The organism is Rhizobium sp. P28RR-XV (assembly GCF_012641385.1).
Taxonomy (GTDB): Bacteria; Pseudomonadota; Alphaproteobacteria; order Rhizobiales; family Rhizobiaceae; genus Rhizobium.
The window spans coordinates 352713-378955 of the sequence record NZ_JABAIG010000001.1 but is presented as its reverse complement, the minus strand read 5'-3'; the positions used below and the strand labels follow the sequence as shown (position 1 = coordinate 378955).

Genomic DNA, 26243 nt, shown 5'->3' with positions numbered 1-26243 from the left:
TCGCTCGTGACAGGACGCCGGGCGCCGGCCACTATCGCGTCAGAACTCGAAAATCTGCCTGAAAACACCCGGCGCGATGATCGACAGCGGGTTGATCTGGAGGTTCGATTTTTCCAGCGTGCCGGTCAGCCTGAAGGTGATGCCGATGAGACCGCGGTCACTGCCGTTGCCGAGGATGAAGCCGACGATCGGGACCTCCGCAAACAGCCGGTTCAGGCCGTAGGCGGGCATGAAGGTTCCGGTCATGTCCATCTTGCCGTTGGCATCCTTCAGTGTTCCCTGGAACGTAGCGCCGAGCTCTACGCCGCGCACCACGCCGTTTTCGACCGATAGCACGCCGTCCCGCATGACAAGCCGGGCAAAGCCCCGCTCGAAGCTCTGCGAACGCGTATCGATATTCTGCTTCACCGCCGCATTCAGGCTCTTTCCGTTCTTGCCGCTCGGCGTCGAGACGATGGTCGAGAGCTTCTTTTCATCGATGATGGCGAAGTTGCGGATATCGAGCGAGCCATCCCAATCGTCCTGCCCGGTCGAACGCAGCGATAGATTGAGAAGCCCACCCCTCAGGTGCTTGTAGAGATCGGTGAAGCGTGCCACCGCGCCGGCGTCGCCGCTCGTGATGCGGATCACGCCATTGCTGCCCTTGCTCATCTGGGTGACGAGCGCCTCGCCGCTGCGCGTCACGCCGGAAAAATCCGCTGCCGTCGTCTTGCCACCGGCGATCGAATAGACGCCCTTGACGTTGCCCATGGTCTCGTCGTTGAAACCGATAACCTTGTCGATATTGGCGCGAACCGTCGCGCTCGCCGAAGCATCGCCATCCGAATTCTGCTGACCGCCCGAGGTAGACGACTTTAGGCGGGCCAGGATCGGGCGAATGTCGGCGGAGTTGCCCGATATGGCGACATCGTAACCGCTGCTTTTGCTCCGCTTCAGGGAGAGCGCAAAATCGTCGAGCGCCGAAAGCTTGACGCTGTCGAAACTGGCCGATGTGAGCGTCCCCTTGCTGATCAGGAGATCGCCGCTGACGCCGAAACCGTCGCCCTTGAGCGTGAAATTCTTGAGCGCCGTCTGATTGTCGGGGCCGGATGCCTCGAACTGCGCGATCGCCCCGATGCCGCTGCCCTTCGACCAGCCGATCCAGGGCACCGTCAGTGCCGCCTTACCCAGATCGACTTTGACGCCCTGACGATCCTCATCGATGCGCGTCAATTCCACCTTGACGGGTCCGTCGATTATATCGCGAAGACCGGGCAGAACCGCGTTGCGCTGCGCATCGGTAAGCGTGGCCGTAATAACGCGCGTACGTTTGACGCTCGATTTGCTGTCGGTCGGCTCGACCATGTCGATCTCAGCGGGAATGCCGTCGATCTGTGCCTCTGCCTGCAGATGCACCGATTGCGGATCGGCCGAAATCTCACCGTTCAGATTGTCGATCTTGCGATTGTTCATCGGCTTCAGCAGATCGACATTGTCGAGGTCGAGCTTCGCCTGCCAGTCCGGCGGAGGCGGCTGCTGATCCCTGATCAGCCCGATCCTGGCATCGACCTTGGCAACGATCTTGCCGTTGAAATCCTCCGGCTTGAACTCGGTCCGCTGCAGCACCTCGAGGGGCTTATAGGTCAGGAGCTCGCCTATGGCGTCACCGGAGCCGGATATCGTCAGGTCTAGATCAGCCATCAACGGCTTGTCGTAGGTCGCCGGGATGGAGAAGCTGCTGTCGTTCAGCGTAATCGTGCGCCCGGTCGAAAAATAGGAGGTCGCCGTCGCGATATTGACGGCCATGTTCGGCCCGGTCAGGTCGAAATGGGCCTTGGTGTCGCGCAATGGCGGGATTTCACCGGGAACGTTCAGGCGCGCGCCGGCGATGTCGAAGGCGATGTGAAGCTCGTTCTTTCCGAGCTGCAGCTTGCCGTTTTGCGACGCTTCCCTCAGTCTTCCGGCAGGTATGAAGACGGATATGACGGCATTGGTCACCGAGCCGCCAAAAAGATTGGCTTCGACCCAGGTCCTCGGTTTCGAGGCCATCCAGAAAGGCCAAAGCTGCTTGACAACAGTCGTGTCCAGCTTGTCTGCGCGGCCGCCGAAGCTGATTTCCGGCGAGCTGTCGCCGAGCTTCATGTGCAGGGAACCGAACAGCGCGCCCTGCGGCGTCGATACGCCGAGGCTGTCGAACTGGAATTCCTTGGTTTCGGATAGGAAATGCCCCATGGCGCGACCATCGAAGCTGACGGGCTTTTCTCCGGAGATCGACGATGCGGCAACACCATCCTTGATTACGAAATCGATCCCGAAACCCTTGCCCGCATTGGCATTGACACGATCGAGATCGATGAGTGCGCCGGAGAACGGCACCATGGTGCCGACGAATTGCATCTTCGAAGGCAAAATCTCCAGCGTCTGATGATCGAAATTATAGGCGAGGTTGATATTGCCTAGCGTTAGATCCTGTACGTCGCGGTCCATATAGAGGGTACCGGGCTGCACGTCGATCGAGGCTTCCAGCTTCGGATCGATGCCGGCATCGCCCTTGACCGCAGACAGCGTCACATCGGCAAAACTGCTAACGCCCTGCCGCGGCGCGCCGTTCGCATCATAGGCCATCGTCAATGGCTTGAGATCGAGATTGGAGATCGTTGCCGTCAGCGAGGAACTGTGACCCGGTTGCTGCTGCGTCGCTTTCACATCCAATGTCGCGACTGATCCGTTGACGGCAACCTCGCCATAGAGATGCAACGCGTTCGGCTCGGCGCGCTCGAAGGTGAGATTGTCGACCACGAGAGAGATCGGGTCGCCTTCCTGGCGCGCCAGCTTCATCGAGAATCCGGAAATGCGCACGGAATTCGTGCCGCCGCGCTGCACGAAATGCTCCAGAAAATCGAGGTTGTCGAAGGCCGCGTTCAGCGCCTGCGGCAGTGCATCGACCCGCAACTTCGTCAGATCGACGGGATCTCCCTGGGGAAGTAACGACGTATCGAGCGCTATGCCCTCCGCCGCCACGCTCGCAACTTCCACCCGGCCCTCGAGCAGAGCCAATGGATCGAGCTCCATGTTGACGGCAGACATCGTCGACAGATGTTTGCCGCTATCCTGATCGACGACGTTCACGTCGCGCGCTTCGAGCGTTAGCCGCAGGCTGGATGTAAAGCGGACCACGGTCGCGCCGACTTCGGCCTTGTAGCGAGGGCCGATGGCGCGATCGAGGGCCGTCTGCGCCTTCTGTGACAGCGGCTCGTCGAAGATGCCGCCCTCGATGGTCGCGATGACGGCTCCGAGGATGAGCGCGAGAAATGCAAAGAAAACCAGCGTGATGCGGCAGACGTGCCAGACATGCGAGCGACGGCGGCGCACGCGCTCCGGCACGTGGACGATCAATGGATCTTCGGCCTGGGCGGACGGCAGATTGTCGAGCGGCACGAGATCCTTTTTGCGGAATGTTATCTTTTCGCCTCGGATCACTCCTGCGCGTGCCTTTCGCTCTCTACAATTTTGTTGGTGACGCTGCGTCCCATTGGACGGCACACGTGGGCAGTATATATGGCTTCCCTCAAGTGTCATCTAAAAAACCGGCAAAAGAAAGGTTTTCCCGTGGCGGAAGTTTTTCCAATTCAACTCGGCATCGGCGACAAGGCACCGGATTTCGATCTCCCGCGCGACGGCGGCGGCAGAATTCGTCTTGCCGATTTTGCCGGGAAGCCGCTGGTGGTCTATTTCTACCCCAAGGACGACACCACCGCCTGCACGACGGAATCGATTTCCTTCACTGCGCTCTCAGCCGCTTTCGCCAAGGCGGGTGTCGCCCTCCTCGGCGTGTCTCCGGACCCGGTCAAGAGCCATGACAAATTCGTCAAGAAGCATGCGCTTTCCGTGCCACTTGCCTCCGACGAGGAAAAGACCATGGCGACGGCCTATGGCGTCTGGCGGGAGAAGAGCATGTATGGCCGCACGTACATGGGCGTCGTGCGCTCCACCTTCCTGATCGGCGCCGATGGCCGGATCGCCAGAATATGGGACAAGGTCAAGGTCGCGGGACACGCCGAAGCCGTTCTGGCCGCCGCGACGGAACTCTGACAGGCATGACAGGCAATCCCGAAACGATCACCTCGCTGCGTGGCGGTGCCATTGCCGCCATTCGCGCGGCCGATCTCGATCTGAAGACCGAGCTTGCCCAGGAAACGGCAAGGCGCTGGTTTGCCCGCACCCTGTCGCTGCGTTCGCCGCTCGATCCGCCTCTGGCCGATCGCCCCGGCCGCCCCGACAAGCCGGATCTGGTGCCGCCTAAAAATATGGAGAAGCGCTCCCTGCATACGCTCAAGGGCCGCATCGCGCTGCTGCACGCCATCGCCCATATCGAGCTGAATGCCGTCGATCTGGCGCTGGATATCGTCGCGCGCTTCGCGACGGGGCCGATTCCCAATTCCTTCTTCGACGGCTGGATGCAGGTCGCCTTCGAGGAAGCCAAGCATTTTCGTATGGTGCGGGCGCGGCTGCGTGAACTGGGTGCGGACTACGGCGATCTTCCCGCCCATGACGGCCTGTGGCAGGCAGCCCATGCGACCCGTACGGATCTCACCGCCCGCCTCGCGGTCGTGCCGTTGATCCTCGAAGCCAGGGGGCTGGACGTGACGCCGGCGCTGCAGGCGAAGATGCGCGAAACCGGCGATCTGGAGAGCGCCGCCATCCTCGACGTCATCTATAATGATGAAAAAGGCCATGTGGCCGTCGGCGCGAAATGGTTCCGATTCCTGTGCGCACGAGAGAAGCGCGATCCGGCCCGCACCTTCCAGGAATTGGTGCGTGCCAACTTCCGCGGCTCCCTCAAGGCGCCATTCAACGACATCGCACGGGCGGAAGCAGGACTGACTCCATCCTTCTATCGCTCGTTAACCTCTACGAACAGCGCATAATCCACTAACATTAAAGGCTTTTTCCGGTATTTAGCGATGCGCCGGAAAGCATTCGTTAACCATAATGCCGTGTACTTCAAATCAATGCCATAAGGCATCGATTGGGAGATTCTCGGTGACAGCAAAGCCTCAGAATCGGGTTTTCGGCAAGCAGCAACGGCACCACACCATTATCCTCGCCAGCGGCGATACGGTGCGCCACATGACCGTGCGCCCATGGATGGCCGCCGGTGCCGTCTGCCTGGCCGGGATCTTTTCGATCAGCTATCTGCTTGCGACGTCCTACCTCGTGCTGCGCGACGATCTGATCAGCGCGACGATGGCTCGCCAGGCGCGCATGCAATATGATTATGAGGACCGCATCGCCGCGTTGCGCGCCCAGGTCGATCGTGTGACCTCCCGTCAGCTTCTCGATCAACAGGTCGTCGAAGAGAAGGTCGACAAGCTGATCGAACAGCAACAGCAGCTATCGTCCCGCAACGGCAAACTCGGAACCTTGCTCGACAGGGCCGAGAGTTCCGGCCTTACGGGTCAGCACCCCGACGCAAATGCCGCCTCCGGGAATGAGCATGCCCAGCTGACCACGCCGAAGGCGATCGAAAAGCTTCTTCTTGGAGGCAAGCCGGCGGACGCGACGCCTGACAACTCCACGCTCGCCTATGTTCCCGCGCCGGAAACAGTCGCCGATCGCGCTGATCGCGTCTTCTCGAAGGTAACGCTGTCGCTGAAGCATATCGAACAGGATCAACTGACCCGAATCCACAACCTTACGGCCGATGCCTCCGGGACAGCGAACGAAATCCAGACGATCATGCACAATGTCGGCATCAGGGTTCCGAATGAGGTCGCAGCCGCGAAGGGCGAAGATGCGGACGGCGTGGGCGGACCTTATGTGCCGCCTGAAAATGTGGATCGGTTCGAACAGTCGATGGCGGACCTCGATACCGCATTGACGCATCTGGAAATCGTGCGGGGCGCGGCCGAAAGCCTGCCTTTCCGCAATCCGGCGGCGGGCAAGCTCGTCACCAGCCCCTTCGGCAATCGCAAGGATCCCTTCTTCGGCACGCTGGCGCTCCATACAGGCACGGATTTCCATTTCAGCCCCGGCGAGAAGATCAAGGCCACCGCCCCCGGCAAGGTCATCGCGGCCGGTTGGACGGGCGGTTACGGCAATATGGTGGAGATCGACCATGGCGATGGCATCTCGACGCGCTACGGCCATATGGAGCAGATCCTGGTCAAGGTCGGCGACAAGGTCGGTACAGGCGCCGTCGTGGGTCTTGCCGGCAGTACCGGACGTTCGACAGGAACGCATCTGCATTATGAAGTTCGCGAGAACGGGCATCCGGTAGACCCGATGTATTTCATCAATGCCGGCACGAAACTCGCAAGTTACATCAGCGGCCTGGGCGCAATTTAGCTGCTGGAATTGTGACAAACGCGCAACAAAGATGGCACTAATCCGAAAATTGCGTTATGAATGAACTTCAGGTCCGTTGAAGCGCCTACTTTCCTTGACTTCACGGGTATTTGGTTCTATGTCGCGCTGCGTTGCGGCACATTCCTGTGTGTCGACTCATGGCGTTCGACTGAACCAAGACGGAACTAGATTTCCCTTTGACAACATTTGCTGACCTTGGCCTGAGCCAAAAAGTCCTTTCCGCGGTAACCGACGCGGGCTACACCACACCGACTCCGATCCAGGCCGGTGCCATCCCGTTTGCGCTTCAGCGCCGTGACATCTGCGGCATTGCCCAGACGGGAACCGGCAAGACGGCCTCTTTCGTGCTGCCGATGCTGACGCTGCTCGAAAAGGGCCGCGCCCGTGCGCGCATGCCGCGCACGCTGATCCTGGAGCCGACCCGCGAACTGGCCGCCCAGGTCGCCGAAAACTTCGAGAAGTACGGCAAGAACCATCGCCTCAACATCGCCCTATTGATCGGCGGCGTCTCTTTCGAGGACCAGGATCGGAAGCTCGAACGCGGCGCCGATGTGCTGATCTGCACGCCCGGCCGCCTGCTCGATCATTTCGAGCGTGGCAAGCTTCTGATGAGCGCCGTCGAGATTTTCGTTATCGACGAAGCCGACCGCATGCTCGACATGGGCTTTATTCCTGACATCGAGCGCATCGCCAAGCTCATTCCCTTCACGCGTCAGACGCTGTTCTTCTCGGCAACGATGCCGGCGGAGATCCAGAAGCTGGCCGACCGCTTCCTGCAGAACCCGGAACGTGTCGAAGTCGCCAAGCCGGCATCGACGGCCAAGACCGTGACGCAGCGCTTCGTTGCCTCGCATGGCAAGGACTACGAAAAGCGCGCCACCCTGCGCGATCTCATCCGCGCTCAGACGGATCTCAAGAACGCGATCATCTTCTGCAATCGCAAGAAGGATGTGGCCGATCTCTTCCGCTCGCTCGAACGCCACGGTTTCTCCGTCGGCGCACTGCATGGCGACATGGACCAGCGCTCGCGCACGACGATGTTGCAGAACTTCCGTGACGGACAGATCCAGCTTCTCGTCGCCTCCGACGTCGCGGCGCGCGGTCTCGACCTTCCGGATGTCGGTCACGTCTTCAATTTCGATGTTCCGATCCATTCGGAAGATTATGTTCACCGCATCGGCCGCACCGGTCGCGCCGGTCGCTCCGGCGCCGCGTTCACCATCGTGACGAAGCGCGACACCAAACACGTCGACGCGATCGAGAAACTGATCGGTGAAGACGTCCAGTGGCTGAACGGCGACCTCTCGGCGCTTCCGCCGGCGGAAGAGAGCGGGGACGACAATCGTTCCCCCCGCCGCCGTGACCAGAAGGGCAAGGGCCGCGAACGGGATCGCAGCCCCAGGGGCCGGAGTGCCCCGAGTCATAAATCTGATATCGACGTCGAAGATAATGGCGTCGTAGCGATCGAAGCAGCACCAGCAAAGGCCGAAAGCGTGAGAAACGAGCGCAAGTCTGAGAACAACAACAAGTCACACAACGGTTCTCGCAACAACCACCGGCCCTTCCCTGCTGCCAACGATGACAATCGTGAACGCCGCAACCGCTATCGCGACCAGGATGACGGCCCGACCCCTGTCGGCTTCGGCGACGACATCCCGGCTTTCATGCTCATCGTAGCAAACGCTAAGGCCTGATAGATTCCCACATAGACGTACCCCTGGGGATCCAAGCATTGCGTAAGCCCGGCATCGATTTCCCAGGATTAGGAACCGGTCTCGCAATTTTGCGGGACGGCAGACTATTGCTCTATCGGCGCCTCAAGGCGCCCGAAGCCGGCTTGTGGAGCATCGTCGGCGGTAAGGTCGATCACATGGAGCCGGCCGCCAACGCCGCCATCCGTGAAGCGGAAGAGGAAAGCGGTCTTTCCATCGGCAGGATCGACTATCTCTGTACGCAGGAAGTCATGATCGAAGCAGACCGGCAGCACTGGATTTCGCTGATCTATATCTGCAGGGATTTTTCCGGCGAACCGCGCTTGATGGAACCGGACAAGCTCTCCGATTTCGGCTGGTTTGGCCGCGACGAGCTGCCGGCTCAGCTTTCCGAATTCGCCAAGGCAACCATCGCCCATTTGAGCGAAGAAGACTTCCGCTGACGTCTACTTGTCCGAGCGCAACGCTGCCTCATAGGCGAGCCTGACCCATCGCGCCATCACATCCGGATCATCGAAAGCATCGTCGGGTATCGACCAATAGGGCATGTTGATCGCCTTGCCCTTCTTGCCCTCATAGGCCCAGCGCCGAGCGCCGGCTGCCTCGAATTCGGAAGCGCTGGCATCGTCGGCCTTGAGGAGAATCTCGTCGTCCACTTCGAGCGCCAGGATTCGACCCATATGGTAGATCCCCTTGCCACCGAACATCCGTTTGATGGTGATCGGCCCGAGAGACTGAAACATCTCCTCGATATCGGCATTGTCCATTCCCTACCCCTTCAAAATACCGCCGGCCGCAATGACAGCTTCGGGCGTATCGACATCGAGATGTGCCGCCTCGCCGATCTCCACGTCAACAACCGGAAGCCCCGATGTCTCGATAATATGCCGGGCACCGACATCACCCTCCAGCCGCATGACGGCGTTCAAAACGGATCTCGGCAGGATGACGGGATTGCCGCGCTTGCCGCCGGATACCGCCCGCACGATCGCCTGGCCGTTTGCCTCACGAAAGGCGGCAATCAGGATATTCAAGTCGTCGCTGGTCACCTCAGGCATATCGGCGAGCATGACAAGAACGCCGTCAGCCCTTTGCGCCGCCGGCGTGCCCACGCCTGCAACCAGCGAACTCGCCATGCCCGAGGCATAATCCGGATTGAATACCCGCTCGACGGCAAGGCCGTTTAACGCGTCTTCGATCTCGTCCTGGCGATGCCCCGTAACCGCGACGATATCGGATACGCCGCTGGCAATGGCGGTGGACGCCGAACGGCGAACCAGCGGAACACCGTCGAATTCCGCCAGAAGCTTATGCGAACCACCCTCGCCCATGCGGCTCGCCTTTCCGGCTGCCAGCAAGATGATGGCAACCGATATCTGGGCGGCGGGTTTCGCAACGATTTCGCGCGGCAGCGGCCGTGATTGTATTTCCATGAGCAACCCTCCCACGCCCATGCCGCCAATATCTCGCGAGGTTGGTCGTTCGCCGGCTAATATGCGATCCAGCACCCAGTCGAAACCATTCTCCTTCGGGCTGCGCGCGCATCCGGGCGCCCCGACGACATGAACGTCGCCCACTCGTCCGAGCACGAGAAGATTGCCAGGATCGACCGGCATGCCGACCTGAATAACCTTTCCGCCGGCAAGCCGGATTGCCGCCGGAATGACGTCACCGGCATCGATGACGGCCGACGCGCCGAAAACGATCAACAGCTTGGGCAACCGGTCCGGTGCCGCCAAGGCACGACGGATGGCGTCGGCAACATCGTCCGCTTTATGCGCAACGCGCTCCTCCCGCTGCAGCACACTGCCCGAAGACTGTAGACGTTGCGAGAGAACCCGCGCCGTCTTGTCCATCACCGAGGCCTTCAGCGACGGCAGCTCGGTGGCGACGAGCGACACGGCGTGCGGCGCGAAGGGCTTGACCTCGAAGACCGGCATCCGCTGCAGAATTTCGATGCCGGCGGCGACTTTAGCCCCGGAAACGGCAAGTGGAATGATCTTGAAGGTCGCAACCATGTCTCCGGTGCGGACCGGCACATGATCGGCCAGACAAGCAAGGGTGATCGCCGGATCGACGCTGTTGAGCTGATCGACAGCGGCTCGATTTGCAACGAACAGGCCATCGACTGCGCTGTGGACGTTCACTCGCCCCGTTGCCGCCTCGGAGAGGGTGAGATGGTCGGGTGCGACGGCCCGCGCCAGCCGGTCGGCGGCCTCGTCCTCCATGAGGTCGCCCGGCTCGATTCGCGCAGCAATGACGCGCTCGATCCCGGCGGCGGCAAGCCGGGCGATATCGCCGCCGGCAAGCTTATGCCCCTTGGAAAGGCTGCCATCGGACAGCCGAATGGAATGCGCGAGAACCGCGCCTTCAGCCTCGACCGTCTGAAATTCGCCGAAGATCATAGCTTGACGCCCTTCGGCGAAGACACGTCGCGGCCGCGAAGGGAGCCGATGATTTCCGCGAGGATAGCGACTGCGATCTCGGCTGGGCTGGCGGCGCCGATCGGAAGCCCGATCGGGGCATGAATGCGAGCAAGCTCCGCTTCGCCCAAACCCTCGCGCTTCAAGCGTTCTAGACGACCGGCATGCGTCTTGCGGCTGCCGAGCGCGCCGACATAGAAGCAGCCTGTCTTCAGCGCCTGGATGATCGGCTCATCGTCGATCTTTGGATCGTGGGTGACGGCGACAACAGCCATATAGCTGTCGAGCGGCCGCTCCTTCAGCGCATCGGCGGGCCAGTCGGCGATCAGGTCGATGCCTTCGAAGCGTTCGGGTGTCGCAAAGCCGGTGCGCGGATCGACGATCGTCACGTCGAAACCGGCAAGCGCCGCCATCCGCGCCAGGATCTGGCTGATGTGCACGGCGCCGATGACGACGATGCGTGGCGGTGGCAGATGGACATTGAAGAACAGGCTCTGTCCGTCCATCTCAAGTGCCGCCGATTTACCCGAACGGAATACCGATAAGGCAGCATCGGCCAGAGCGCCTTCCAGCACATCGCCTTCGACGATCAACCTGTCCGGCCCGCCGGAAAGATCTGTGACAAGGATCGCCGCCTGCCGCTTGCGCCGCATTTCGTTGAGCCGTGCCAGTATCTGACGGTCCATCAGGCGAGCCTTTCGACATAGACGCGGATGCGGCCGCCGCAGGAGAGGCCGACCCGCCAGGCCGTTTCATCGGCAACGCCGAATTCCAGCATACGCGACTTGCCCGTTTCGATAACATCGAGCGCCTCGGTGATGACAGCACCTTCGACGCAGCCGCCGGAAACGGAGCCGTGAAAATTTCCCTCGCCGTCGATCACGAGGTGACTGCCGGAGGGGCGCGGCGCGGAGCCCCAGGTATCGACAACGGTCGCCATGGCCACATTGCGGCCTGCCGACACCCATTCCTCCGCAATGACGAGCGGATCCAGACTTTCGGATATATCTGACATCGGAGCCTCTTTACTTCCAGAGAAACCGCTTGGGATCGTAAGCATCCGCGCGGCCGACGGTGAGAGCCGATACGAGATCGGCCAGAGATAATAGATTGTGAACCGGACGGAATTCGTCAACATGCGGCAGCATCGCTTTTACGCCACGCGCCCGCGCCTCGAAACCCTCGAACCGCAAGAGCGGATTGAGCCAGATCATCCTCCGACAGGAGCGATGCAGGCGATCCATCTCTTGCGCGAGCAATTCAACGCCTTCGCGCTCCAGCCCGTCGGTGATCAAAAGCACGATCGCGCCCTGCCCCAGCACCCGCCGCGCCCATATCAGGTTGAACTCCTTCAGCGTCTCGCCGATCCGCGTTCCGCCAGACCAGTCACGCACCGCCGCCGCACATTCGTCGAGCGCCTGATCCGGGTCCTTGTGACGCATCGCCCGCGTCACGTTGGTCAGCCGCGTTCCGAACAGAAAAGTATGCACACGCCGCCGACGTTCGGTGAGCACATGCAGGAAATGCAGAAAGATACGGGTATATTGGCTCATCGAGCCTGAAATATCAGCCAGCACGACCAGCGGCGGCTGTAGTTCCCTCGATCTGCGGAAGCGCGGCAGGATCAGCGCTCCTCCCGTGCGCAGCGCGGAGCGCATCGTCGCACGCGGATCGACCTTGCCGGGGGTAAGAGATGCCTTGAAGCGGCGCGTACGCACGCGGTCCAGCGGCAATTGCAGCTTTTCAAGCTCCTTCTTGGCGACGGCAATCTCCGCCGCCGACATCTGCGCGAAATCCAGATGGCGCAGAACCTCGCTGCCGGAGCTGGTAAATCGCGCATCGATTTCGATGTTGGGTCTCTCGCGCTGCGGGCGCCGGTCGTTGCTGTCGTTAAGCAACGCGTCGCTTGCCCGGCTTTCGCCCGGCCTCGGCTTCTCCTTCTCCCGATGATCGGGGGCGACCGGCGACATCAACGCGATCATTTTCGCGACAAGATCGCGCGAGCGCCAGAACAGCCGGAATGCCTCGTCGAATACAGCCAGATCTTCATGCCGCTTGACGAAGATCGAGCACAAGGCAGCATGGAACTCCTCGCGGGAGCCGATGCCGATCGCTTCGACCGCCTCGATGGCATCGGCAATCGCCCCAGGGCCGATCTTCAGGCCGGCTTTGCGGAGCACCCGGCCGAACAGCACGATATTGTCGGCAAGACGCCCATCACCAGGCGGTGACGGCGCAACGACGATGCCATCCTGCGCGCCCGGTTCCATGGTTCATCCCGCCGCAAGCAGTTCGGATTTCACCTCGTCCAGCACACGCTTGCCCTCGGCGCCCTGGATGCGGGCGATATCGTCCTGATATTTCAGCAGCGTCCCAAGCGTGTCCGAAACGGTCTCCGGATCGAGCGCCAGCCGATCGAGTTCGGTCAAGGCGGTCGCCCAGTCGATCGTCTCGGCGACGCCCGGATTCTTGAAGAGGTCGAGCGTGCGCAGCTTTTGCACATAGCCGACGATCTGGCGCGACAGCGTTTCGTTACAATCAGGCACCTTGCGGCGAATGATTTCGAGCTCCTGCTCAGCCCCAGGATAATCGACCCAATGATAGAGGCAGCGCCGTTTCAGGGCATCATGCACTTCGCGCGTACGGTTCGTGGTGATGATGACGATGGGCGGTTCGGCGGCTCGGATCGTCCCGAGTTCCGGCACCGTCACCTGAAAATCGGACAGCACTTCCAGCAGGAACGCCTCGAACGCCTCGTCTGTCCGATCCAGTTCGTCGATCAGGAACACCGGCGCGCGTCCGCAGACACCCGAAAGCGCCTGCAGCACCGGCCGGCGAATAAGGTAGCGCTCGGAGAAGATATCGGCCTCGATGCGGCCGCGATCGGTGAGACCGGATGCTTCCGCGAGACGGATTTCCAGCATCTGCGCCGGATAGTTCCATTCATAGACGGCCGAGGAAACATCCAGTCCCTCATAGCATTGCAGGCGGATCAGCGGCCGGTCGAGCGCCTTTGACAGGACCTTGGCGATTTCGGTCTTGCCGACGCCAGCCTCGCCCTCGAGAAAGAGCGGCCGCTTCATCTTCAATGCAAGAAACAGGACCGTGCCAAGGGCGCGTCCGGCCAGATAGTCGTGGGCGCCGAGCAGCGCCATCGTTTCATCGATGGAACCCGGTAGCGAAGGTAATCTCTGATCCGCCATGATAACTCCCTTGAAGGGGTTATAGCGTGTGATAGCCCCGGTTCATATAGAGCAATGCCGGCTTTGGCTCGCTGTAGCGTATGGCCATCACCTCGCCGAAGATGATGTTGTGCGTGGAGGCCTGCTTGATCTCGATCACGCGGCAATCGAAAGCGGCCAGCGCGTCGGCAAGCACAGGCGCGCCTGTCACCAGCGTCTCGAACTTGCCGGTTGCAAAGCGCTCGTCGGTGGTCAGTTGCGTCTTCCCGGAAAAGGCGTCGGCCAGAGACTGGTGATCGGCACCAAGCGTATTCAGGGCAAAAATGCCGCTATTGAAGAAGATCTCGTTTTTGGCGTTGCTGTTGTTGACGCAGATGAGAACCGTCGCAGGGCTGTCCGACACCGAGCAGGCAGCCGTGATCGTCACGCCACGCCGCTCCGCGCCGAGCGCCGTCGTCACCAGCTGCACATGCCCCGCATAGCGGCTCATGGCATCTCGATAAAGCGCCGGATCCATACGCTGCCTGTCTAGCATCACCGTCTCCATATTCCTGTGATACCTTATCTTCCGCTCAATATGGCGGCCAGATGTTAGCTTTTCTACAATAGCGCCATTGAAAACAGAGCGATTTTGTTGCTTTTTCTTTGACGATGCCCATCAGGCGGATAAATAGAGCAGAAAATTGTCCAGGATAATCCATCGATGAACCTTCTGCGTCGCCTTCCGCTTCTTTTCGCGCTGCTTTCGGCGGCCGGCAGCAGCTACGCCGCAGGAATCCATATCGGCGTCGTGGCACCGCAGGGCGGCAATTTCGCAACGCTGGGCGCCGAGATCACCACTGGGGCCAATTTCGAAATTCAGGCCCAAAAGGATGCGGCGACCGTCATCGACGAACCCTGTACAGAGGACGGCGGGCGTGCTGCCGCCGAGGCATTGATCGCCGCCAAGGCGCAGATCGCGATCGGCTTCCTGTGCACGGAAACATTGGAAGGCGCGCTTCCGCGCCTCAAGGACGCCGGTATCCCGGCTGTCACCGTTTCCGTTCGTTCCCGCATTTTAATGGAGGATGCGCTGAAGAACGGCTGGCCGCTGTTCCGCCTTGCCCCCGTGGATAGCGCCGAGGCCGCCGTCGCGATCAATACCATTCTGAAAAACTGGGCGGCCGAACCGATGGCGCTGATCGACGACGGCACGATCCACGGCCGCGAACTGGTGGGCGCGATCCGCAACGCACTCGAGGAAAAGGGGCTGAAACCGGTTTTCACTGATACCTATCGCCCCGGCCAGGATCAGCAGATAGCTCTTGTCCGTCGCTTGAAGAAAGCCGGTGCCACACATGTCTTCATTGGCGGTGACCGCAGCGATGTCGCTGTCATCGCGCGCGACGCCAAGAGCGAAAACATTCCGCTGGCCCTAATGGGTGGCGACGCGATGCGTGCTGCCGATACGCCCGTGCCTTTGCTGGAAGGCGTGCAGGCGATTGCGCTGCCCGACTATGCAAGTCTGCCGGCAGCGCAACAGACGATCCAGGCGATGCGCGCCGGCGGCATCGAACCGGACGGTTATATCCTGCCGGCAGCCGCCGCGGCGCAGATCGCCAGCCAGGCAGCCGAAGGTGCGAAGGCGGAAAACAAGCCCGTTACCGATAAGTTCGTCGGCACGGCATTCCAGACGGCAATCGGCCCGATCTCCTTCGGGCAGAACCACGAAGTGACAGAAAACCCCTATCGCTTGCTGGAATGGCGCGGCAATGCTTTCGTGCCGGTGACGACGCCATCGAACTGAAGCGATCCGTTCGGGCGGTTGTTTGCCCACGAGAGCGGTGCTAATCCAGACGCGAAAAATCAGTTGGAGCTTAGCCACCCATGACCTTGCCGATCCGTATCGCCCCCTCCATTCTCGCTGCCGACTTCGCCAAGCTCGGACAGGAAGTCAAGGATGTGACCGAAGCCGGAGCCGACTGGATCCATCTCGACGTCATGGACGGGCATTTCGTGCCGAACATCTCCTTCGGCGCCGATGTCATCAAGGCGCTGCGCCCCTATACGACCGCGACTTTCGACTGCCATCTGATGATCTCGCCCGCCGATCCCTATCTGGAAGCCTTCGCCAAGGCCGGCTGCGACCGCATCACCGTTCATGCCGAAGCCGGCGTGCATCTGCACCGTTCGCTGCAGACGATCCGTCATCTCGGCAAGAAGGTCGGCGTCACCCTCAATCCGGCAACACCGCTTTCCGTGCTCGAAAACGTGCTCGACGATATCGACCTGATCCTGATCATGTCGGTCAATCCCGGCTTCGGCGGCCAGAAGTTCATTCCCGCCATGGCCGACAAGATCCGCAACGCCAAGTCACTGATCGGTGATCGCCCGATCGAACTCGAAGTCGATGGTGGCGTCTCGGTCGACACCGCGCCTCTCATCACCGCTTCCGGCGCCAACGTGCTCGTGGCCGGTTCGGCAATCTTCAAGGGCGAATCGGTCGATGCCTATCGCCAGACCGTCGGCGATCTCCGCGCTGCCGCCGAACGAGGTCGCGTTGGATCAAACTAATCCGACCAATGCCATCATTGCGGCGGGCCGGACACGGACCGCCACATCGCGTTGCCTCGAAATTTTAAGCAATGCCGTCTGTTGGGGTGCGGCCATGGCCGCTTCGGCGCTCGCTGCCCTTTATTGGCGCAACGGCCTTCTGAGCAGTCATCTCGCGGCCCTTACCTTGGTCTATTTCTTCGGCGGCGCCCTCGCCTGGCCCATTCTCGTGCCGCTCACCCAGCGCTTCACCCGCAGCCGACCGGTGAGCGCGCGCTTCGCCGCTTTCTTTTTGATGCTCTCCATCGGCACCGCGGCCATGACGGCGTTTCTCTTCTCCATGGACTATCGCTGGTTCTATTCGCGTTGGCATGCGCCATTCGGCTCGCTCATCTGGACATTCCAGCTCCTGTACACCGGCGCCAGCGCCGTCTACCAGTTCGCGATTCTCGGCTTATCCCTGTTTCTGCCGTTCGGCCTGCTATGCCTGATCGCCGTTTCCGCCTATCTTGCGCGACGGACGCATTGAGGCGTACGAAGGATTGGCCCAACAAACATTGTGCCAAGAAACATTGTGATTGCCGTCCGTCTTTGTTATGGGGGCGCCGAGGTTTCCTTTCCCATTAGCCAAGAAAGCTTTGAGCCCATGATCCCGCGCTACTCCCGACCGGAAATGGTCGCCATCTGGTCGCCCGAAACCAAATTCCGTATCTGGTTCGAGATCGAGGCCCATGCCTGTGATGCGCTTGCAGCTCTCGGCGTTATCCCGAAGTCGGCGGCCGACACCATATGGGAAAAGGGTGGCAAGGCCACCTTCGACGTCGACCGCATCGATGAGATCGAGGCTGTCACCAAGCACGACGTCATCGCCTTCCTGACACATCTTGCCGAAATCGTCGGACCGGACGCCCGTTTCGTGCATCAGGGCATGACCTCCTCCGACGTGCTCGACACTTGCTTCAACGTTCAGCTCGTGCGCGCCAGCGACCTGCTGCTCGCCGATATCGACAAGCTTCTGGAAGCCCTGAAGCGCCGCGCCTTCGAGCATAAGGATACTGTCACCATCGGCCGCTCGCATGGCATTCATGCAGAGCCGACAACCTTCGGCGTCAAGCTGGCGCTCGCCTATGCCGAATTCGAGCGCTGCAAGCAGCGCCTGATCGCGGCTCGCGAGGAAGTCGCCACCTGCGCCATCTCCGGCGCCGTCGGCACTTTCGCCAATATCGATCCGCGTGTTGAGGAACATGTCGCCGCCGCCCTCGGCCTGAAGCCGGAGCCGGTCTCAACGCAGGTCATTCCGCGCGATCGCCACGCGATGTTCTTCGCGACGCTCGGCGTCGTCGCCTCGTCGATCGAGCGTCTCGCCACCGAGATCCGCCATCTGCAGCGCACGGAAGTCCTGGAAGCGGAGGAATATTTCTCTCCGGGCCAGAAGGGCTCGTCCGCCATGCCGCACAAGCGCAATCCGGTATTGACGGAAAACCTGACGGGTCTTGCCCGCATGGTCCGCTCCTACGCCATGCCTGCCATGGAAAACGTCGCCCTCTGGCACGAGCGCGATATTTCCCATTCGTCCGTCGAGCGCATGATCGGGCCGGATGCGACCGTCACGCTCGATTTCGCGCTGTCCCGCCTGACCACCGTCATCGATAAGCTGCTTGTTTACCCGGAAAATATGATGAACAATTTGAACAAGTTCCGCGGGCTTGTTCATTCACAGCGCGTGCTGCTGGCCCTCACCCAAGCCGGCGTCTCACGCGAGGATTCCTATCGCCTCGTACAGCGCAATGCGATGAAGGTCTGGGAACAGGGCAAGGATTTCCTCGAAGAGCTGCTCGCCGACCAGGAGGTGCGCGCAGCGCTTTCCGAAGAGAACGTCCGCGAGAAATTCGACCTCGGCTACCACACCAAGCATGTAGACACGATCTTCAAGCGGGTTTTCGGCTAGGCCCGAACCGATCTATCGATCTGATTTTGAAGGAGCGGCGCGGAAACGCGCCGCTCCTTCTGTCTTGCGGATAAGATCCGACCATCAAGCTTTCGGAGGGTCTTCAACGGCCCGATATCACGGAAAGCGGCGCGCGGCTGGCACGACCGTTACGTGATCCCGAAGCAAGAGGAGCGTTAAGCGGCCGGGAGCCATGGCTCGGCGCGTCTACGTTTCGCTTCTGATTTTCCGATGGATCGATCTTTGCGGTGATGCTCTTTCGCTGTTGCCGTCGCGTCTGGCCGCCTTCTCCACCAGACGGTCGAGATGCTGCAAATCCTCCTCGTCCAGGTTCTCGATGCCGATGAAGCGGTTCTCCGCGGCACTGGTCAGGATGAGCTCGTTGAGCTTGGCCTGGATGGCACGCGTGTCGCGCGTCTGCGCGTTCTGCAACAGGAAGACCATCAGGAAAGTGATGATCGTCGTGCCTGTGTTTATGACGAGCTGCCAGGTCTCGGAAAAGCCGAAGATCGGCCCGGTCAAGCCCCAGACGACGACTGACAGCAGCGCCAGTATGAAAACGACCGGTTTTCCCGCCCCTTCTGAAACCACCGTGGCGAAACGAGCGAAGATATGTTTGAGCCTTGCCATAAACCTCATCCTCGGCTGACCCCGTCTATCCCTCGAATTTATTCCAATTCGCGAGACGGCGGCAGATCAACGCTGCAAGGTCACGCTGGTTCCCGCCAAACAGGCGGGAACCATGACAAGCCGGCGTCTAGTGAGCCTCGACCGGCACCACCAGCTTGCGATAGAGATGCCATGTGGCGTGACCGAGTATGGGCATGATCACGGCCAGCCCCGCAAAGATCGGAATCGTGCCGATCACCAACAATGCCGCCACGGTCAGGCCCCAGACCGCCACCGGTATCGGATTGATCAGCGTCGCCCGGATGCTGGCGTCGATCGCCGCCACAACGCCGACATCGCGGTCCAGCAGCAGCGGGAAGGTAACGACCGTGGTCGCCAGCACGACAAGCGCAAAGATGAAGCCGAGGAGATTGCCCCAGAACATCATCGAAAGGCCTTCGGGCGTCGTCAGGATACTCGACACGAAGGACGTGAGCTTCGGCGGCGCACCATCACCGAAATAGATGAAGTAGAGATTCTGCGCCACGAAGAGCCAGACGATGAAAAGGCCGAACAGCATGAGGCCGGCGACGATGATCGACGGCAAGGCTGGCGAGAAACGGACCTCGAAAGCATGGCTCCATGACGTATCCAGCCCCTTCTCCCGCCGTCGGCTGATCTCGTAAAGGCCGATTGCCGCGATGGGACCCAGCAGCGCAAAGCCCGACATCAATGGAAACAGCAGCGGCAGCAGGTTCTGATCCGTGCTCCAGATCGCAAGCGCAATGCCTGCAATCGGATACATCAGGCATAGGAACACGTAATGCGATGGCTTTTCGCTGAAGTCGTCCAGCCCCAATTTCAGGGCATCGACGAGGTCAGCAATGCCGATCTTGCGGATGGCGGGGCGGGTAAATGTGTGGTCCGCTCCTGCCATGACGTGAAAGGCCGTCATAATGCTCTCCTCCTCAACCTCGATGTGCTCGGCTGGCGGCGCAAGATGGCGGCAAAATGGCTGCCGACATCCTCATTCGCTACCGGCAGCGGCGATATTAGCAAATTTTGCCGCAATTGTCGCCTTTCTCACTTGACAGTTGGGCTCCCCTTTTCCACATCGGCGCAATCATGAAAGCCTCCGACGCAAACATTCTCATCATTCCCGGCTATACGAATTCCGGCCCTGACCACTGGCAGACGCGCTGGGAGCAGAAGCTCTCGACCGCGCAGCGCGTGGAACAGGCGGAATGGTCGAAGCCGGTGCTCGATGACTGGGTCGCCCGCATTGCCGAGGAAGTGAACGCTTCGGATAAGCCCGTGGTGCTCGTCGCGCATTCGCTCGGCGTCCCCTCGGCGATCCATGCGATTCCGCATTTCCGCAACAAGGTTGCCGGCGCCTTCTTCGTGGCGCCGCCCGATGTCGCCAATCCGGATATCCGGCCGAAGCATCTGATGACCTTCGGCCCCTATCCTCGCGATCCCCTGCCGTTTCCGTCCGTCACCATCGCAAGCCGCAACGATCCCTTCGGCAGCTACGAGCATGCGGATGATGTTGCCAACAGCTGGGGCTCCCTGCTGATCGATGCCGGCGAAGCCGGCCACATCAATACCGAATCCGGCCACGGCCCCTGGCCCGAAGGCACGATGGTCTTCGCCAAGTTCCTGAGCCAGCTGAAGCCCTGATTGCGCCGGAAGCAACGGTGGTAGAAATACGCCTCGCCTCACTAGCCTGTGAAGTAGCGGGCACCTTCATTCCATCGTCAGAGAAAAGCCTGTAAAACAGGTTAGCAAAGGATCCCGATTCTCGGCATTGGCACCCCGTCAAGGCCGGAATTCCGAGGAAGGAGGCGCAGGCGGATTGTGAATTCGCTTCTTATCCGCTATGGGGACGCCCACATACGATCCACTTGCGCTATACCGTAAGCGCCAAAGACAGAGAACAACACCAATGAACCGTCGCCGCCGTATTTACGAGGGCAAGGCCAAGATCCTTTACGAAGGGCCTGAGCCGGGCACGCTGATCCAGTTCTTCAAGGACGACGCCACCGCCTTCAACAAGAAGAAGCACGAAGTCATCGATGGCAAGGGTGTTCTGAATAACCGCATCTGCGAGTATATTTTCAGCCATCTGAACAAGATCGGCATTCCCACGCACTTTATCCGCCGCCTCAACATGCGCGAGCAGCTGATCAAGGAAGTGGAGATGATTCCGCTCGAGATCGTCGTGCGCAACGTCGCCGCCGGCTCGCTCGCCAAGCGTCTCGGTATCGAGGAAGGCGTGGTGCTGCCGCGCTCGATCATCGAGTTTTATTACAAGTCCGATGCGCTCGAAGACCCGATGGTCTCCGAAGAGCACATCACGGCTTTCGGCTGGGCTAATCCGGCCGAGCTCGATGACATCATGGCGCTCGCCATCCGCGTCAACGACTTCATGACGGGCCTCTTTCTCGGCGTCGGCATCCAGCTCGTCGATTTCAAGATCGAATGCGGCCGCCTCTTCGAAGGCGACATGATGCGCATCATCCTCGCAGACGAAATCTCGCCGGACAGCTGCCGCCTCTGGGATATCGAAACCCACGAGAAGATGGACAAGGATCGCTTCCGCCGCGACTTGGGCGGTCTGCTGGAAGCCTATTCCGAAGTAGCGCGCCGCCTCGGCATCATCAATGAAAACGAACCCGTGCGTGGCACGGGGCCGGTTCTCGTCAAGTAAGCTCAGAAAGGACAATCGTGATCAAGGCTCGTGTAACCGTCACGCTGAAGAACGGCGTTCTCGATCCGCAGGGCAAGGCAATCGAAGGCGCGCTCGGCGCGCTCGGCTTTGACGGCGTCCATCAGGTCCGCCAGGGCAAGGTCTTCGATCTCGAGCTGGAAGGCACCGACAAGGGCAAGGCGGAAGCAGTCCTCAGAACCATGTGCGAAAAGCTTCTCGCCAATACCGTCATCGAGAACTTCAGCATTTCGATCGACTGATTGTCCTCTTTCGCGAGCCATCCTTCCTTTGCCGGAGGCAATGGGATATGGCTCACGAAGTACATTCCAGCGATTACTCTTCGCCTATTGCGGGACCAGCATCATGAAATCAGCAGTCGTCCAACTCCCCGGCCTCAATCGCGATCGCGACATGATCGCGGCGCTGACCAAGATCTCCGGCCATGCGCCTGTAACGGTCTGGCAGACCGAGACCGAGATCCCGGATGTCGACCTGATCGTCATTCCCGGCGGCTTCTCCTATGGCGATTATCTGCGCTGCGGCGCAATCGCCGCCCGTATGCCGATCATGCAGGCGATCAAGGACAAGGCCGACAAGGGCGTCAAGGTTTTGGGTGTCTGCAACGGTTTCCAGATCCTGCTCGAAGCCGGCATGCTGCCCGGTGCGCTGATGCGCAACGCCTCGCTGAAATTCGTCTGCCGCGAAGTGAAGCTGGAAGTCGTCAACGCCGAGACGGACTTCACGGCGGCTTATGCCAAGGGTCAGATCATCCGCAGCCCGGTCGCGCATCATGACGGCAACTATTTCGCCGACGCCGAGACGCTGAAGGCAATCGAAGGCAACGGCCAGGTGGTCTTCCGCTATGCGGAGGGCACCAACCCTAACGGCTCCGTCAACGATATCGCCGGCGTGATGAATGCCAAGGGCAATGTGCTCGGCATGATGCCGCATCCGGAAAATCTGATCGAGGCCGCCCATGGCGGTAGCGACGGCCGCGGATTGTTCGCCTCCGCGCTCGGTGTAGTCGCGGCCTGACACCAGGACGAGCCTATATCGAAATCATAAAATCGGCACCTTTGCATAAAACAGCAGGCGCCGAAACATGATCCGGCAGACTTCGGAAAAACAGCCTTAACCGCCTCATTGGAAAGAGATTGATGCGCCCTCGCCTCCTGACAGGACTTTATTCCGCCGCTGCCATTGCGACGCTTGGGCTGCTGGTCACGTCGTGCGGCCCGCGCCCGCCGGCCATCACCGCGATGGATCACAGCGCCCTGTCGACGATGGAACGCGTCATGCTCAATGCCAGCGCCTGCTGGTTCAAGTCGTCCGACCCGGCCTTTGCCGGTTATCAGCTCTCTCCGGAGCTCAACTCTTTCACCGGTCGCCCGCGCATTCTCGTGGTCGACAGGAAGCATCCGACCGGCCGGCCGTCTCTCGTCGTGCAAGCGGAAGGCAATCCCGCACAGCTGCAGGCTTTCGGTCCGATGATGTCAGGTGCCTCCGGCGGCCGCATCACGGGCGACGTCAATCGCTGGGCTGGGGGCTCGAAGGCCTGCAACTAGGCCGATGGCCTGAGGCCCGCTACGCGGTAATCCTGCTGCCGAGGCATGACGCGCGCCCTCAATCTCAGGGAGCATTGCCATGGACAGATTTGTCATTCTCTCGGGCTGCTCCGGCGGCGGCAAATCCACCTTGCTGGAGGCGCTCAAGCGTCGTGGCCATCACGTGGTCGAAGAGCCCGGGCGACGCATCGTCGTCGAGGAACTGGAAGGCGACGGTTCGGCTTTGCCCTGGGTCGATGCGCCGGCATTCGCGCGCCGGGCGATCGCCATGTCGCTCGTCGATCGCGAGGAAGCAGCGATAATTCCAGGTACCGTCTTCTTCGACAGGGGATTGATCGACGCCGCATCGGCGCTCGAGCATATGACGGGCGAGCCCGTGCTGGCTTCGCTCGGTCAATTGCATCGCTATAACAGCCATGTCTTCCTGACCCCGCCCTGGCCGGAAATCTATGTCGGCGACCGCGAACGACGGCATGATTTTGCAGCGGCGGTCGCGGAATATGAACGGCTGAGCGCCGTCTATCCCTCACTCGGCTATGACGTTCATCTCCTGCCGAAACTCGGCGTCGAGGAGCGCGCCGACTTCGTTCATTCCGTTATGGGATTCGAATAGACCGGCTACCCTTCACCCCCAGAAGAACGATTTCTTGGCTTCCGTCGCCGCCTCGTGGCGTGTCAGGCCGATGTCGCGCAGCTGGTCCTCCGTCAGATCTCGCAAGACCCAGCGGCTCTCGCGCTTCTCCAGCCAATGCAGATAAATTGCCCAAAGCCGACGCATCGCATGCGGCTTTGGCTGTGCCGCTCGGACTTTCAAGCCTGCCGAGGACGCGTCTCGCGCAGCGGTCGAGCAGATTGCATCTATTGTACTCATCTTCATTCTCACATGATGGTGACAATTCTTACGCATCGAGCCAAACGATGCAAATTGACTCATAAACTTGACTCCGTGACAGAGACAATCTAGGAAATTGTCATTATGACAAATTGGCTCCCTGACATTTCAAGCGGAACCGGCCCGGTCTACATCCGCGTCGCCGACAGTATCGAGAATGCGATCACGCATGGCGTTCTGCCGCCCGGCACCAAGTTGCCGCCGCAGCGCAACCTCGCCTATGACATTGGCGTTACCATCGGCACGGTAAGCAGGGCCTACGCCCTCGTGCACGAACGCGGTCTTGTAGCCGGCGAAGTCGGTCGCGGCACCTATGTGCTGGAACGCTCGAACGGCAAGCAGATCGAGCTCGTCGATCCGATCACGCAGGCGCTTGCCGGCACCCGCGGCCTGAATACGCCTGACGCGAAGATCCGCTTCGACACGACCGCCGCGCCCGACATCGGCCAGGGCGAAATCATCGGCAGGCTCTTTGCCGACATCAGCAGCGAGCATCAGACGGAAATTTCTTCCTATTCCCGGAATTTCCCGGCAAGCTGGTTTCAGGCGGGACAAATCTGGCTCGCCCGCAACGGCTGGCAGCCGGCAATCGATACAATCGTGCCGACGCTTGGCGCCCATGCCGCCGCCATTGCGGTCATATCGGCCGTCACCTCACCAGGCGACAAGATCGTCTTCGAGAACCTGACCTATACGCAGATCAGTCGCGCCGCGCGCCTCCTCGGGCGCCGTTCGATCCTGGTGGATTCGGATGAGCACGGCATGATTCCGGAGGATTTCGAGCGCCTCTGCCAGCAGCAGCATCCACGTCTCGCCTTCGTGATGCCGACGGCACACAATCCCACATTGGTGACAATGCCGGAATCCAGACGCCGGGCAATCGCCGCCATCGCCCGCCGGCACAGCGTCTGGCTGATCGAGGACGACCTCTATGGCGGCATGACCGGCGACCCAAATCCGCTCATGGCTGCCATCGCGCCGGAACGGACTTTCGTGGTCAGCAGCCTGTCGAAGTCGGTGACCGCGGGCGTGCGCGGCGGCTGGGTCGCCTGTCCGCCGCATTTTGCCCAGCGCATCAAGGTCACTCATAAGATGACGACCGGCGGCCTGCCCTTCATTCTGGCGGAAACCTGCGCCCGGCTCGTACTCGGAGGTCACGCACTGGAATTGCGCCGCAGGTCGGTCGAGGAGATCAAGGCGCGCGAACTGATCGCGCGCGAGGCGCTGGCGGGTTTCGAGTTCAACTCGCATCCACATCTGCCGTTCCTGTGGCTGAAGCTGCCCGAGCCCTGGCTTTCGGGCACATTCAAGAACGCCGCCCTCTCCGAAGGGGTGCTGATCGATGACGAAGACGAGTTCAAAGCAGCGCGAATCGAACGGGTTTTCCACAGGGTCCGCGTCGCCTTTTCCTCACCGCCACAGCGAGAAGATGTCGCGGCCGGCTTCATGATATTGCGCAGGTTGTTGGAAAACGGTTCATCGACATACGATAGTCACATTTAAGCAAGTCTTATCAATTTATCGACAGACATCTTGCGGAAATACTATTGCGTCGTCTCGACTCTTAGTACCCTACCATTCTATCAATAGGTCAGGATTCGCCCGCCACACCAGGGGGAGTGCATGGCTATTGCAGGCTATTTAAGCAAGCGTTTAGTTACGAGTTTTCTGGTAGTCAGTTCCATATTCATAGCAGGTCAGGCCATCGCCGCCGATGCGGTCGCGGTTGCCCCTCAAGCCAAGATTTTCGACGAGTTGCGCTTCGGCGCGAGCGGATCGGTTCAGAGCGGATACGATCACGAGAATGGCGTGTTTCCAGACGTGCAGGTGCTGTTCAATCCGTTCGGCTACAATCCGACCGCCGATTGGAAAGATCAGCTGACCCATCCGCGTATCCATCTGGGAACCTCGATCGGCACGGGCGGTTCGGCGACGCAGGTCTATGGCGGCCTTTCCTGGACGCTCACGCATAGCAACGGTATCTTCACGGAAGTCGGCTTCGGCGGAACGGTTCATACCGGCAATCTCGACGATTGGCAGGATCATGGCCCGATGCTTGGTTGTCGCCTGCTGTTCCACGAATATGCCGGCCTCGGCTATAATTTCGACAGCCATTGGAACGTGATGGCGCAAATCGCGCATGCGTCGCACGCCAATCTTTGCGATGGCCCCAATGGCGGCATGACGCGCGCGGGCGTCATGGTCGGCTACAAATTCTGATGATCGAGCGCGGCCGCCAATGGCTGCGCGCCTGACTTCTCCAGTATCAATGCCGGCGTGTTGTGAACGCCGGTGATTTTCCTGTCGCACGACGGGGAGACT

General features: G+C 60.5%; 28 protein-coding genes. 17 read left to right on the top strand and 11 right to left on the bottom strand.

Annotation, left to right across the window (positions count from 1 at the left end; genetic code table 11):
• Window positions 1–39 precede the first annotated feature (39 nt).
• Entirely contained in the window at window positions 40–3459 is a 3420-nt protein-coding gene (locus HGP12_RS01795; protein WP_168838839.1) for a DUF3971 domain-containing protein, read from the bottom strand.
• A gap of 129 nt (window positions 3460–3588) precedes the next feature.
• On the opposite strand from HGP12_RS01795, the gene HGP12_RS01790 reads away from it, so the two are divergent.
• The 5 genes from HGP12_RS01790 (at window position 3589) to HGP12_RS01770 (ending at window position 8503) form a co-directional block, all read left to right on the top strand.
• Complete coding sequence (locus HGP12_RS01790) at window positions 3589–4071, top strand: peroxiredoxin (protein WP_168838838.1); 483 nt, start codon at window positions 3589–3591, stop codon at window positions 4069–4071.
• Window positions 4072–4076: 5 nt separating this feature from the next.
• Window positions 4077–4907, top strand: coding sequence for a ferritin-like domain-containing protein (locus tag HGP12_RS01785; protein WP_168838837.1), 831 nt, complete (start codon window positions 4077–4079; stop codon window positions 4905–4907).
• Between the two features lie 115 nt (window positions 4908–5022).
• Window positions 5023–6327 (top strand): M23 family metallopeptidase, encoded by a 1305-nt coding sequence (locus tag HGP12_RS01780; protein WP_168838836.1) that lies wholly within the window; start codon window positions 5023–5025, stop codon window positions 6325–6327.
• 197 nt (window positions 6328–6524) lie between these two features.
• Window positions 6525–8042 (top strand): DEAD/DEAH box helicase, encoded by a 1518-nt coding sequence (locus tag HGP12_RS01775; protein WP_168838835.1) that lies wholly within the window; start codon window positions 6525–6527, stop codon window positions 8040–8042.
• Between the two features lie 38 nt (window positions 8043–8080).
• On the top strand, window positions 8081–8503 hold the full coding sequence (locus HGP12_RS01770) for an NUDIX domain-containing protein (protein WP_168838834.1): 423 nt from the start codon (window positions 8081–8083) through the stop codon (window positions 8501–8503).
• 3 nt (window positions 8504–8506) lie between these two features.
• Here HGP12_RS01770 and HGP12_RS01765 read toward each other — a convergent pair whose 3' ends face one another.
• Genes HGP12_RS01765 through HGP12_RS01735 form a run of 7 tightly spaced genes read right to left on the bottom strand, consistent with a single transcriptional unit; the run spans window position 8507 to window position 14200 of the window.
• Entirely contained in the window at window positions 8507–8827 is a 321-nt protein-coding gene (locus HGP12_RS01765; protein ID WP_168838833.1) for a TfoX/Sxy family protein, read from the bottom strand.
• Window positions 8828–8830: 3 nt separating this feature from the next.
• Window positions 8831–10465 (bottom strand): NTP transferase domain-containing protein, encoded by a 1635-nt coding sequence (locus HGP12_RS01760; protein ID WP_168838832.1) that lies wholly within the window; start codon window positions 10463–10465, stop codon window positions 8831–8833.
• A complete protein-coding gene (locus HGP12_RS01755) occupies window positions 10462–11169 on the bottom strand; it encodes an XdhC family protein (RefSeq protein ID WP_168838831.1) in 708 nt (235 codons plus the stop codon). Before HGP12_RS01755 ends, HGP12_RS01760 begins: the two co-directional genes overlap by 4 nt.
• Complete coding sequence (locus HGP12_RS01750; RefSeq protein ID WP_047633158.1) at window positions 11169–11498, bottom strand: XdhC family protein; 330 nt, start codon at window positions 11496–11498, stop codon at window positions 11169–11171. The genes HGP12_RS01755 and HGP12_RS01750 overlap by 1 nt, the downstream gene beginning before the upstream one ends.
• A 10-nt stretch (window positions 11499–11508) precedes the next feature.
• Window positions 11509–12753 (bottom strand): vWA domain-containing protein, encoded by a 1245-nt coding sequence (locus HGP12_RS01745; protein ID WP_168838830.1) that lies wholly within the window; start codon window positions 12751–12753, stop codon window positions 11509–11511.
• A gap of 3 nt (window positions 12754–12756) precedes the next feature.
• Complete coding sequence (locus HGP12_RS01740) at window positions 12757–13686, bottom strand: MoxR family ATPase (protein WP_168838829.1); 930 nt, start codon at window positions 13684–13686, stop codon at window positions 12757–12759.
• Between the two features lie 19 nt (window positions 13687–13705).
• Window positions 13706–14200, bottom strand: a complete 495-nt coding sequence (locus HGP12_RS01735; protein WP_168838828.1) for a flavin reductase family protein — start codon at window positions 14198–14200, stop codon at window positions 13706–13708.
• 168 nt (window positions 14201–14368) lie between these two features.
• Between HGP12_RS01735 and HGP12_RS01730 the strand changes: the two genes are divergently transcribed.
• The 4 genes from HGP12_RS01730 to purB all read left to right on the top strand — a co-directional run bounded on the left by HGP12_RS01730 (window position 14369) and on the right by purB (window position 18145).
• On the top strand, window positions 14369–15451 hold the full coding sequence (locus HGP12_RS01730; RefSeq protein ID WP_168838827.1) for an ABC transporter substrate-binding protein: 1083 nt from the start codon (window positions 14369–14371) through the stop codon (window positions 15449–15451).
• An 80-nt stretch (window positions 15452–15531) separates the two neighbouring features.
• Window positions 15532–16218: a ribulose-phosphate 3-epimerase gene (gene rpe / locus HGP12_RS01725; protein ID WP_168838826.1), complete on the top strand. Its 687-nt coding sequence runs from the start codon at window positions 15532–15534 to the stop codon at window positions 16216–16218.
• A gap of 16 nt (window positions 16219–16234) precedes the next feature.
• Entirely contained in the window at window positions 16235–16726 is a 492-nt protein-coding gene (locus HGP12_RS01720; RefSeq protein ID WP_168839167.1) for a hypothetical protein, read from the top strand.
• Window positions 16727–16843: 117 nt separating this feature from the next.
• Window positions 16844–18145 (top strand): adenylosuccinate lyase, encoded by a 1302-nt coding sequence (gene purB / locus HGP12_RS01715; RefSeq protein WP_168838825.1) that lies wholly within the window; start codon window positions 16844–16846, stop codon window positions 18143–18145.
• A gap of 207 nt (window positions 18146–18352) precedes the next feature.
• Here purB and HGP12_RS01710 read toward each other — a convergent pair whose 3' ends face one another.
• The gene (locus HGP12_RS01710) at window positions 18353–18775 is read right to left on the bottom strand and encodes a low affinity iron permease family protein (RefSeq protein WP_168838824.1); all 423 of its coding nucleotides are present in this window, start codon (window positions 18773–18775) and stop codon (window positions 18353–18355) included.
• A gap of 127 nt (window positions 18776–18902) precedes the next feature.
• On the bottom strand, window positions 18903–19709 hold the full coding sequence (locus HGP12_RS01705; RefSeq protein WP_168838823.1) for a DUF2189 domain-containing protein: 807 nt from the start codon (window positions 19707–19709) through the stop codon (window positions 18903–18905).
• A gap of 170 nt (window positions 19710–19879) precedes the next feature.
• On the opposite strand from HGP12_RS01705, the gene HGP12_RS01700 reads away from it, so the two are divergent.
• From HGP12_RS01700 to HGP12_RS01675, 6 genes are all read left to right on the top strand, one after another.
• Window positions 19880–20434, top strand: coding sequence for an alpha/beta hydrolase (locus tag HGP12_RS01700; protein WP_168838822.1), 555 nt, complete (start codon window positions 19880–19882; stop codon window positions 20432–20434).
• Between the two features lie 265 nt (window positions 20435–20699).
• Window positions 20700–21464, top strand: a complete 765-nt coding sequence (purC, locus tag HGP12_RS01695) for a phosphoribosylaminoimidazolesuccinocarboxamide synthase (protein WP_168838821.1) — start codon at window positions 20700–20702, stop codon at window positions 21462–21464.
• A 17-nt stretch (window positions 21465–21481) separates the two neighbouring features.
• Window positions 21482–21724: a phosphoribosylformylglycinamidine synthase subunit PurS gene (gene purS, locus HGP12_RS01690; RefSeq protein ID WP_168838820.1), complete on the top strand. Its 243-nt coding sequence runs from the start codon at window positions 21482–21484 to the stop codon at window positions 21722–21724.
• Between the two features lie 103 nt (window positions 21725–21827).
• Window positions 21828–22499: a phosphoribosylformylglycinamidine synthase subunit PurQ gene (gene purQ / locus HGP12_RS01685; RefSeq protein ID WP_168838819.1), complete on the top strand. Its 672-nt coding sequence runs from the start codon at window positions 21828–21830 to the stop codon at window positions 22497–22499.
• Between the two features lie 122 nt (window positions 22500–22621).
• Window positions 22622–23029, top strand: coding sequence for a hypothetical protein (locus HGP12_RS01680; RefSeq protein WP_168838818.1), 408 nt, complete (start codon window positions 22622–22624; stop codon window positions 23027–23029).
• Between the two features lie 79 nt (window positions 23030–23108).
• Complete coding sequence (locus HGP12_RS01675; RefSeq protein WP_168838817.1) at window positions 23109–23642, top strand: AAA family ATPase; 534 nt, start codon at window positions 23109–23111, stop codon at window positions 23640–23642.
• 12 nt (window positions 23643–23654) lie between these two features.
• On the opposite strand, the gene HGP12_RS01670 is transcribed toward HGP12_RS01675, so the two are convergent.
• Window positions 23655–23900: a DUF1127 domain-containing protein gene (locus tag HGP12_RS01670; RefSeq protein ID WP_168838816.1), complete on the bottom strand. Its 246-nt coding sequence runs from the start codon at window positions 23898–23900 to the stop codon at window positions 23655–23657.
• A gap of 105 nt (window positions 23901–24005) precedes the next feature.
• On the opposite strand from HGP12_RS01670, the gene HGP12_RS01665 reads away from it, so the two are divergent.
• Both HGP12_RS01665 and HGP12_RS01660 read left to right on the top strand, forming a co-directional pair.
• The gene (locus HGP12_RS01665) at window positions 24006–25424 is read left to right on the top strand and encodes a PLP-dependent aminotransferase family protein (RefSeq protein ID WP_168838815.1); all 1419 of its coding nucleotides are present in this window, start codon (window positions 24006–24008) and stop codon (window positions 25422–25424) included.
• A 120-nt stretch (window positions 25425–25544) separates the two neighbouring features.
• Window positions 25545–26141 carry an acyloxyacyl hydrolase gene (locus HGP12_RS01660; protein WP_246703227.1) on the top strand — a complete coding sequence of 199 codons (597 nt, stop codon included), beginning with the start codon at window positions 25545–25547 and terminating at the stop codon, window positions 26139–26141.
• Window positions 26142–26243: the final 102 nt, after the last annotated feature.

Bases quoted from the DNA above. Each gene is read 5' to 3' on its own strand.
- HGP12_RS01785 (WP_168838837.1), top strand. From the start codon at position 4,077: ATGACAGGCAATCCCGAAACGATCACCTCGCTGCGTGGCGGTGCCATT.
- HGP12_RS01765 (WP_168838833.1), bottom strand. From the start codon at position 8,827: ATGGACAATGCCGATATCGAGGAGATGTTTCAGTCTCTCGGGCCGATC.
- HGP12_RS01760 (WP_168838832.1), bottom strand. From the start codon at position 10,465: ATGATCTTCGGCGAATTTCAGACGGTCGAGGCTGAAGGCGCGGTTCTC.
- HGP12_RS01755 (WP_168838831.1), bottom strand. From the start codon at position 11,169: ATGGACCGTCAGATACTGGCACGGCTCAACGAAATGCGGCGCAAGCGG.
- HGP12_RS01750 (WP_047633158.1), bottom strand. From the start codon at position 11,498: ATGTCAGATATATCCGAAAGTCTGGATCCGCTCGTCATTGCGGAGGAA.
- HGP12_RS01745 (WP_168838830.1), bottom strand. From the start codon at position 12,753: ATGGAACCGGGCGCGCAGGATGGCATCGTCGTTGCGCCGTCACCGCCT.
- HGP12_RS01740 (WP_168838829.1), bottom strand. From the start codon at position 13,686: ATGGCGGATCAGAGATTACCTTCGCTACCGGGTTCCATCGATGAAACG.
- HGP12_RS01735 (WP_168838828.1), bottom strand. From the start codon at position 14,200: ATGCTAGACAGGCAGCGTATGGATCCGGCGCTTTATCGAGATGCCATG.
- HGP12_RS01730 (WP_168838827.1), top strand. From the start codon at position 14,369: ATGAACCTTCTGCGTCGCCTTCCGCTTCTTTTCGCGCTGCTTTCGGCG.
- rpe (WP_168838826.1), top strand. From the start codon at position 15,532: ATGACCTTGCCGATCCGTATCGCCCCCTCCATTCTCGCTGCCGACTTC.
- purB (WP_168838825.1), top strand. From the start codon at position 16,844: ATGATCCCGCGCTACTCCCGACCGGAAATGGTCGCCATCTGGTCGCCC.
- HGP12_RS01710 (WP_168838824.1), bottom strand. From the start codon at position 18,775: ATGGCAAGGCTCAAACATATCTTCGCTCGTTTCGCCACGGTGGTTTCA.
- HGP12_RS01705 (WP_168838823.1), bottom strand. From the start codon at position 19,709: ATGACGGCCTTTCACGTCATGGCAGGAGCGGACCACACATTTACCCGC.
- HGP12_RS01700 (WP_168838822.1), top strand. From the start codon at position 19,880: ATGAAAGCCTCCGACGCAAACATTCTCATCATTCCCGGCTATACGAAT.
- purC (WP_168838821.1), top strand. From the start codon at position 20,700: ATGAACCGTCGCCGCCGTATTTACGAGGGCAAGGCCAAGATCCTTTAC.
- purQ (WP_168838819.1), top strand. From the start codon at position 21,828: ATGAAATCAGCAGTCGTCCAACTCCCCGGCCTCAATCGCGATCGCGAC.
- HGP12_RS01680 (WP_168838818.1), top strand. From the start codon at position 22,622: ATGCGCCCTCGCCTCCTGACAGGACTTTATTCCGCCGCTGCCATTGCG.
- HGP12_RS01675 (WP_168838817.1), top strand. From the start codon at position 23,109: ATGGACAGATTTGTCATTCTCTCGGGCTGCTCCGGCGGCGGCAAATCC.
- HGP12_RS01670 (WP_168838816.1), bottom strand. From the start codon at position 23,900: ATGAGTACAATAGATGCAATCTGCTCGACCGCTGCGCGAGACGCGTCC.
- HGP12_RS01665 (WP_168838815.1), top strand. From the start codon at position 24,006: ATGACAAATTGGCTCCCTGACATTTCAAGCGGAACCGGCCCGGTCTAC.
- HGP12_RS01660 (WP_246703227.1), top strand. From the start codon at position 25,545: ATGGCTATTGCAGGCTATTTAAGCAAGCGTTTAGTTACGAGTTTTCTG.